This is a genomic window from Halogeometricum sp. CBA1124 (genome assembly GCF_009741955.1).
Classification (GTDB): domain Archaea; phylum Halobacteriota; class Halobacteria; order Halobacteriales; family Haloferacaceae; genus Halogeometricum; species Halogeometricum rufum.
Genome location: NZ_WPCD01000310.1, coordinates 1 through 2,583, shown reverse-complemented (window position 1 = coordinate 2,583; position 2,583 = coordinate 1). Strand labels below are relative to the sequence as shown.

General features: G+C 63.6%; 4 protein-coding genes. 1 reads left to right on the top strand and 3 read right to left on the bottom strand.

Annotation, left to right across the window (positions count from 1 at the left end):
• Positions 1–211: 211 nt before the first annotated feature.
• From GJ632_RS20865 to GJ632_RS20855, 3 genes are read right to left on the bottom strand one after another with little or no spacing between them, the layout of a single operon-like run.
• A complete protein-coding gene (locus GJ632_RS20865) occupies positions 212–583 on the bottom strand; it encodes a DUF6684 family protein (protein WP_089805456.1) in 372 nt (123 codons plus the stop codon).
• A gap of 58 nt (positions 584–641) precedes the next feature.
• A complete protein-coding gene (locus tag GJ632_RS20860) occupies positions 642–1,007 on the bottom strand; it encodes a cox cluster protein (protein WP_089805458.1) in 366 nt (121 codons plus the stop codon).
• A 53-nt stretch (positions 1,008–1,060) separates the two neighbouring features.
• A complete protein-coding gene (locus tag GJ632_RS20855; protein ID WP_089805460.1) occupies positions 1,061–1,261 on the bottom strand; it encodes a hypothetical protein in 201 nt (66 codons plus the stop codon).
• A 119-nt stretch (positions 1,262–1,380) separates the two neighbouring features.
• Here GJ632_RS20855 and GJ632_RS20850 point away from each other — a divergent pair, with 119 nt between their 5' ends.
• Positions 1,381–2,493: a GTP-binding protein gene (locus tag GJ632_RS20850; protein WP_191453926.1), complete on the top strand. Its 1,113-nt coding sequence runs from the start codon at positions 1,381–1,383 to the stop codon at positions 2,491–2,493.
• The last annotated feature ends 90 nt before the right edge of the window (positions 2,494–2,583 follow it).

Genomic DNA, 2,583 nt, shown 5'->3' with positions numbered 1-2,583 from the left:
CCCCGCCCCCCGCGAGCGGTGTGTACGTGCGCCAGTTTTCGACCCGCGCGAGCCACGCGGCGACGACCACGAGGAAGACCCCCATGAGAATCGTCAGTGCGAGCTGTCCGTTAACCTGCATGGCTGTGATTGAGGAACGGAGCGTAATGAAAGGTTCGGGAACGGTCCGGCGGTTCGAACGAAGGGTCGGCGAACTGACCGCTGCCCGGCGTTATTCGTCGTCTTCGTCGGTCAGTTCGGCGGCGCTCTCGTCGTCGTCCTCGACTGCCGCCGCCTCGGCGGCCTCGGCCTGTTCTTCGTACTCTTCGAGCGTCGTCGCGTTCTCGACCGTCGCCTGTCCGGGCAGGTAGACGGGCGCGCGCTTCTCGTCGCCCGCGATGGCCTTCCCCGAGAGGTACGTCAGGATGGCGAGGAACACGAACGGGACGGCGAGCAGTCCGAACTGCACCGCCGACGCGAGCGGTTCGACGCCGAACGCCGGGAAGACGGCGAAAGCGACGACGAAGAAGGCGATGATGAACAGCGGGATGATGTTGACCGTGAGGTCGAGCAGGGTTTCCCTGTCGAATATCTCGTTCGCCATACCCGTCCGTTTCGGTGCGGAATCAAATAGGTTGTTGGTTCGCCGGTGCCGGCCGCCGTCAGTAGCCGGGGTCGCGGTTCTGCACGAACAGGTGACCGACGACGGCACCGAACAGCAGGAGGACCCCGCTCGTCACGATTGCGAGTCCGCGCGTCTGTAGGTCGAGCGCGGTGAACAGGAAGGCACCGCCGAGGGCGAGGAGGCCGACGCCGATGACGGCGAGCGGTCCCCACGGGGTCTCCGCGTAGCCGGACTCCCGCGTCATGCCGGCGACGCTCCCGGAGAACAACAGGAGACCGCCGACGGCGATGGGGAAGAGGTCGAACAGAATTCCGATTTCGGAGATGGGGATGCCCAGCGCGACGAACATCGGCCACGGGCTTGCCATCCGATACTGGTCGGAGAGTCCCGGCGCGTCGTCCATACCGCACGTAGGTGTCGCGTCGTACAAAGCGCTTCGGAAGGCGCTCGTCCCGGTCAGGGAATCGTCACGCCGTGTCGGGTGAGGAACTGGTTGACGGCCTTTATCTCGACGGGGCTCCCGATTATCTTGCACGTCCCGTTCACCGGAAAGACCGTCACCGTGAACTCCCGTTCTAGTTGGTCTCGCACGTCGTCCAGCGAGGAACACGGAACGACTATCTGTGTACTGTCCCGGAGTTTGGACGGGTCGGGCATACTACTCCGTGCATCCTCTCACGAGTTCGAGTGATAACGGTGTCGAAGTCTTCGCGCGTGCGCGCGAGCCGACGGACGAAGGAACAACTTTTTCGACGTACGTGGCCGAGAAGTAGCCGATGGGACTGGAGGAGGAAATCGACGAACTCCGCGAGGAGATCGCGAACACGCCGTACAACAAGTCGACCGAGTCGCACATCGGTCGGTTGAAGGCGAAACTCGCGGAGAAAAAAGAGAAACTGGAGAATCAGTCCTCCAGCGGAGGCGGTCACGGCTACGCCGTCGAGAAGACGGGCGACGTGACCGTCGCACTCGTCGGGTTCCCGAGCGTCGGCAAGTCGACGCTCATCAACGCCCTCACGAACGCGGAGAGCGAAGTCGGCGAGTACGAGTTCACGACGCTGAACGTCAACCCCGGCATGCTCCACTACAACGGCGCGAACATCCAGATTCTCGACGTGCCGGGCCTCATCGAGGGTGCCGCCGGCGGCCGCGGCGGCGGGAAGGAAGTCCTCTCCGTCGTGCGGACGGCGGACCTCGTCATCTTCATGCTCTCGGTGTTCGAACTCGAACGCTACGAGCGACTGCAGGAGGAACTGTACCAGAACAAGATTCGGCTCGACACCACGCCGCCGAATCTCTCCATCTCGAAGAAGCACAAGGGCGGCATTCAGGTGACGATGACCGACGACGTGTCGCTGGAGGCGGACACCATCAAGGACGTGCTCCGCGAGTACGGCTACGTCAACGCCGACGTCACCATCCGCGGCGACCTGACCATCGACGAACTCATCGACGGCATCATGGACAACCGGGTGTACCTCCCCTCGATGGTGACGGTCAACAAGGTGGACCTCATCGACGAGAACTACCTCCCCACGGTGAACGAACAGCTCCGAGAGCTTGACATCGACCCCGACGAGGCCGTCTTCATCAGCGCCGAGGCCGAGAAAGGCCTCGAGAGCCTGAAAGAGACGATGTGGGAGCGCCTCGGACTCATCCGCGTCTACATGGACAAACCCGGCCGCGGCGTCGACTACGAGGAACCACTCGTCCTCCGAGAGGGCGAGAACACCGTCGACGACGCCCTCGGTAAACTCGGCGGCACGCTCGACGAGCGGTTCCGGTTCGCCCGCGTCACCGGCCCGAGCGCGAAACACGACGAGCAACAGGTCGGCCGCGACCACGAACTCCTGGACGAAGATATCATGCGAGTCGTCGCCCAGCGGTAAGGTTTTTCTCCCGATACCGAACATCGTTCGACTGTGCCCTCCACCAGACGCCTCGCCGTCGCCGGCCTCCTCGTCGCCCTCGCTCTCGGC